Annotated in this window: 4 protein-coding genes and 1 pseudogene; 4 read left to right on the top strand and 1 reads right to left on the bottom strand. The window is 62.3% G+C overall.

What is annotated here, in order from left to right; genetic code table 11:
* A partial coding sequence (locus EN984_RS22820) for a GMC oxidoreductase (RefSeq protein WP_164765587.1) occupies positions 1-937 on the top strand: 937 nt, incomplete at its 5' end.
* A gap of 64 nt (positions 938-1,001) precedes the next feature.
* Here the strand turns inward: EN984_RS22820 and EN984_RS22815 are convergent.
* The gene (locus EN984_RS22815; protein ID WP_127268965.1) at positions 1,002-1,415 is read right to left on the bottom strand and encodes a hypothetical protein; all 414 of its coding nucleotides are present in this window, start codon (positions 1,413-1,415) and stop codon (positions 1,002-1,004) included.
* Positions 1,416-1,724: 309 nt separating this feature from the next.
* Here EN984_RS22815 and urtA point away from each other — a divergent pair, with 309 nt between their 5' ends.
* The 3 genes and pseudogenes from urtA to EN984_RS38945 all read left to right on the top strand — a co-directional run.
* Entirely contained in the window at positions 1,725-3,035 is a 1,311-nt protein-coding gene (gene urtA / locus EN984_RS22810; protein WP_027036733.1) for an urea ABC transporter substrate-binding protein, read from the top strand.
* Positions 3,036-3,143: 108 nt separating this feature from the next.
* The gene (gene urtB / locus EN984_RS22805; protein ID WP_127271301.1) at positions 3,144-4,757 is read left to right on the top strand and encodes an urea ABC transporter permease subunit UrtB; all 1,614 of its coding nucleotides are present in this window, start codon (positions 3,144-3,146) and stop codon (positions 4,755-4,757) included.
* Positions 4,754-4,924 (top strand): annotated as a pseudogene (locus EN984_RS38945) (urea ABC transporter permease subunit UrtC); the annotation flags it as partial. The gene urtB and the pseudogene EN984_RS38945, both read left to right, overlap by 4 nt.

Here is a 4,924-nt window from a genome sequence, read left to right as displayed (position 1 = left end):
GCTCTACACCGAGATACCCAAGGGAGAGGCGACAGGCCATCTCGAAGTCAGGCCGAATGCCATGGCGATCAAGATCAACCATGACGCCAGCGGAAAGGTGACCGGCGTTGTCTACGCCGACAAAGACGGCAAGCTGCAGGAGCAGAAGGCGCGCATCGTCGCGGTTGCCGGCAATTCGATCGAGAGCCCGCGGCTGCTGCTCAATTCGGCGTCGGGGAAATTCCCCGATGGGCTTGCCAACTCGTCGGGTCAGGTCGGCAAGAACTACATGCGTCACACCACCGGCTCGGTCTATGCCATCTTCGACAGACCGGTGCACATGTATCGCGGCACGACCATGGCCGGCATCATCCGCGACGAGGCGCGGCATGATCCATCGCGCGGTTTCGTTGGTGGCTACGAGTTCGAGACGCTGTCGCTCGGCCTGCCGTTCATGGCAGCGTTTCTTGATCCGGGCGCATGGGGGCGCTCGTTCACCACAGCACTCGATCACTACGACCACATGGCCGGCCTTTGGATCGTCGGTGAGGACATGCCGCGCGCGGAGAACCGCATCGCGCTGCATGCCGACGAGAAGGACGCGCACGGCATGCCGATCGCCGACGTGCATTTCGACGACCATCCGAACGACACCGCGATGCGTAACCACGCCTACAAGCAGGCTACGGCACTCTATGATGCGGTCGGCGCCACCCGCACCTTCCCGACGCCGCCCTATCCGTCGACCCACAATCTCGGCACCAACCGGATGAGCGAGAAAGCGGAAGACGGCGTCGTCAACAAGCACGGCCAGGCGCACGACATCAAGAACCTGTTCGTGTCCGATGGCAGCCAGTTCACCACCGGTGCCGCCGAAAACCCGACCCTGACGATCGTGTCGCTCGCGATCCGCCAGGCCGACTACATCGCGGCGCAGATGTCGGCCAAGACGATCTAGTCACATCCTCCCGACGGACTGCTGGCGCGGAACCCGCAAGGTTCCGCGCCTTTTTCTTGCCGCCTCACTGCTTGGTGCAGGTCGAGGCGGTGAAGGCGCCGTCGGGCTGCTTCATGATGATGTCGAAGGAGGGCACTGTTTCGCCGTCCAGCGTCGCCTGGGTCAGCGACAGTGAATTGCCGCCGGCGGTATATCCGCCCAGCGGCCCCAGCCACGAGATCACGCCGTTTGCGTCCATTTGGTAGTTGTAGCCCTGCCGCGCGGTGCCGAAGACGCCGAGGCTGGCGTAGACGGGGCCGCTGTAGACGTTCCCCTTGATGGTGATGTCGCCGAGGCTGAGGAACATGCCAAGCAGGTACACTTCGCAATGATAGGCGCCGTCAGGCATCTTGCCGTCGCTGAAATCGGCTCGCGCGGCCACGGTTGCTGCAGCCAGAAGCAGTATGCCGATGAAAATACGTGAAATACCTGAAACCATGACGTCGCTCGCTTGAAGAGCGAGCTTGCCCTATTTTTGCACCGCGCCGCAACATCGGTCGCCTGAGGCACGGGTGAGTTCAAAATCTAGGCAGATTTGGTAAATGATCGAAAAATAGGCAGAGGCTGCGCAAGCTGCGCAAAATTCCCTCAATCGATTTCTGGCCACCTCTCTTTGTTTTGTAAGCCCTATATTCCAAGGTGCTGATATCTATAATTTATTTGTGCCCTTTCGGGATTGCCAGAGCGGTTGGCATGGGGGTTGCTTTGCAGTGTTGCGGTGCAATCAACTAGCTTGGGAGTCTGTAATATGAGGGGTAATTTCTCGACAATAACAAAAATGTTTTCGGCTGGTGTGGTCGCCGCCGGCCTGTTGACGTCCGCTCCGGTCAAGGCCGCCGACGACACGATCAAGGTCGGCATTCTCCATTCGCTGTCGGGGACCATGGCGATTTCGGAGACGACGCTGAAGGACGCCATGCTGATGCTCATCGACGAGCAGAACGCCAAGGGTGGTCTGCTCGGCAAGAAGCTCGAGGCGGTCGTCGTCGATCCGGCTTCCAACTGGCCGCTGTTTGCCGAAAAAGCGCGCGAACTGATCTCCAAGGACAAGGTCGCGGCGGTGTTCGGCTGCTGGACCTCGGTGTCGCGTAAATCGGTGCTGCCGGTGTTCTCGGAACTCGACAATATCCTGTTCTACCCCGTCCAGTATGAGGGCGAGGAAAGCGAGCGCAACGTGTTCTACACCGGTGCGGCGCCGAACCAGCAGGCCATCCCGGCTGTCGACTATCTGATGAGCGAGGACGGTGGTTCGGTGAAGCGCTGGGTGCTGGAAGGCACCGACTACGTCTATCCGCGCACCACCAACAAGATCCTCGAGGCCTATCTGAAGGCCAAGGGCGTGGCGGCTGAAGACATCATGGTCAATTACACGCCGTTCGGCTTCTCCGACTGGCAGACCGAAGTTTCGGCGATCAAGAAGTTCGGTTCGGCCGGCAAGAAGACCGCCGTCGTCTCGACCGTCAACGGCGACGCCAACGTGCCGTTCTACAAGGAACTCGGCAACCAGGGCATCAAGGCCGAGGACATCCCGGTCATGGCCTTCTCGGTCGGCGAGGAAGAGCTAGCCGGTCTCGACACCGCGCCGCTGGTCGGCCATCTCGCCGCCTGGAACTATTTCGAGAGCGTCGACACGCCCGAGAACAAGAAGTTCATCGCCGACTGGCACAAGTTCATCAAGAACGACAAGCGCACCACCAACGATCCGATGGAAGCCCATTATATCGGCTTCAACATGTGGGTGAAGGCGGTCGAGAAGGCCGGCACCACCGATCCGGACAAGGTCATCGACGCCATGATCGGCGTGTCGGTGCCGAACCTGACCGGCGGCTATTCGACGATGATGCCGAACCACCACATCACCAAGCCGGTGCTGATCGGCGAAATCCAGGCCGACGGCCAGTTCGAAACCGTGTCGCGCACGCCGGGCCTGGTGATGGGTGACGAGTGGTCCGACTATCTGCCTGATTCCAAGGACCTGATCTCCGATTGGCGCGCGCCTCTGTCCTGCGGCAACTTCAATGTTGCCACCGGCAAGTGCGGCGGCAAGGGCACGAACTGATCCTCCCCGGGCTGGACCTTCAGGTCCATGCCCATGACCGCGCGCGTCCGGACGGCTTCCTCCGCCGTCCGGACGCCCACTTCAACCTTCAGGGGTTACCAGAGACCGATGATCTTGATCCGCACGGGTTTGATGCTGTTGTTCCTGCTGGCGACGCTGTCGTCCTCCGGCGCCGGCGAAGCCGATCTGCGCGGCATCATCGCCAAATTCGCCACGGCCAAGGGCTTTTCCGAGATCGGGGCCGTCGTCCACGAACTGGCGGCCGCCGGCGATCCGGCGGTAGAGCGGCCGCTTGCGGCACTTGCCGACGGCAACCTGTATGTCCGCAAGGCTGATTCCCTTGTGTTTGTCGGCAAGGAAGCGGGCGAAAGCGTCCAGCTTTCCGACCCGTTGAGCGGCGAGGCGTCGGGCGAGGCGGCCAAGGACGGCATCACCAAGATCAAGGTCAACAACACGCTGCGTCGCGTCATACGCGATGCGTTGGGCACGCTGACGCTCGGCGCCAAGGACCCGGCCGTGCGTGTTGCCGCCGCAGACACCATGTTCAAGACGCCCGACGCCGCAAACATCGGACCGCTCGACACGGCAATCGCCAGTGAGACCGTGGCCAGCGTCAAGGCGCTGCTCGAACAGGCTCGTGCCGCCTCCGTTCTGGTCTCCGACCGGCCTGAAGCCGACAAGCTCGCTGCAATTGCCCTGATCGGCGCGCGTGGCGACCGCGATGCGGTTTCCCTGCTCACCTCGGTCGAGGCGAATTCCACCGACGCGGTCAAGCAAGCGGCGACGACCGCAATCGCCAACATCAATTCGACGCTGGCCTTCTGGGATGCCGGGCAGAACATCTGGTACGGCATCTCGCTGGGCTCGGTGCTGCTGCTGGCGGCAATCGGCCTTGCCATCACCTTCGGCGTCATGGGCGTCATCAACATGGCGCATGGCGAGATGGTCATGCTCGGCGCCTACACGACCTTCGTCGTCCAGCAGGTGATCCGCACCTCCTTTCCCGGCCTGTTCGACTGGTCGCTGGTCATTGCGCTGCCGCTCGCCTTCCTCGTTGCGGCCCTGGTTGGCCTGATCATCGAGCGCGGCGTCATCCGTTTCCTCTATGGCCGGCCGCTTGAAACGCTGCTGGCGACATGGGGCGTCTCGCTGATCCTGCAACAGGCCGTGCGCTCGATCTTCGGGCCGACCAACCAGGAGGTCGGCAACCCATCCTGGATGTCGGGCTCGTTCAATCTCGGCCAGTTGGCGATCACCTGGAACCGGCTGTGGATCCTGGTTTTCGCGCTCGCTGTCTTCGGCATCCTGCTCTACGTGATGAAGCGCACGCCCTGGGGCCTGCAGATGCGCGCCGTCACCGCCAACCGGCGCATGGCCGCCTCGATGGGCATCAGGACGCCATGGGTAGACGCGCTGACCTTCGCGCTCGGCTCCGGCATTGCAGGCATTGCCGGCGTCGCGCTCAGCCAGATCGACAACGTCTCGCCCAATCTCGGTCGCGGCTACATCATCGACAGCTTCATGGTCGTCGTCTTCGGCGGCGTCGGCAATCTGTGGGGCACGCTGGTCGGCGCCTTCTCGCTCGGCATCGTCAACAAGTTCCTCGAGCCCTATGCGGGCGCGGTGCTCGGCAAGATCGTCGTGCTGGTGCTGATCATCCTGTTCATCCAGAAGCGCCCGCGCGGCCTATTCGCGCTCAAGGGCAGGGCGGTGGAAGCATGATCACGGGACGCTTCTTTGCCGCCGGCGCGGACCGCCGCATCGCCATCACGATCTTCATCCTGCTGGCGGTGGCCGTCCTTGTGCCGCTGCTCAACCTTGCGGTGTCTCCCACCAGCGCCTTCTACGTCCCTTCCTACATCGTCGCGCTCACCGGCAAATATCTCTGC

It is taken from the genome of Mesorhizobium sp. M7A.F.Ca.CA.004.12.1.1 (assembly GCF_003997835.1).
Taxonomy (GTDB): domain Bacteria; phylum Pseudomonadota; class Alphaproteobacteria; order Rhizobiales; family Rhizobiaceae; genus Mesorhizobium.
Note: the sequence above shows the minus strand (reverse complement) of the source record. Positions and strands in the feature narration are given on the sequence as shown.

What these genes read in the sequence shown, in the direction of transcription:
- EN984_RS22815 (WP_127268965.1), bottom strand. Translation starts at nt 1,415, where the DNA reads ATGGTTTCAGGTATTTCACGTATTTTCATCGGCATACTGCTTCTGGCT.
- urtA (WP_027036733.1), top strand. Translation starts at nt 1,725, where the DNA reads ATGAGGGGTAATTTCTCGACAATAACAAAAATGTTTTCGGCTGGTGTG.
- urtB (WP_127271301.1), top strand. Translation starts at nt 3,144, where the DNA reads ATGATCTTGATCCGCACGGGTTTGATGCTGTTGTTCCTGCTGGCGACG.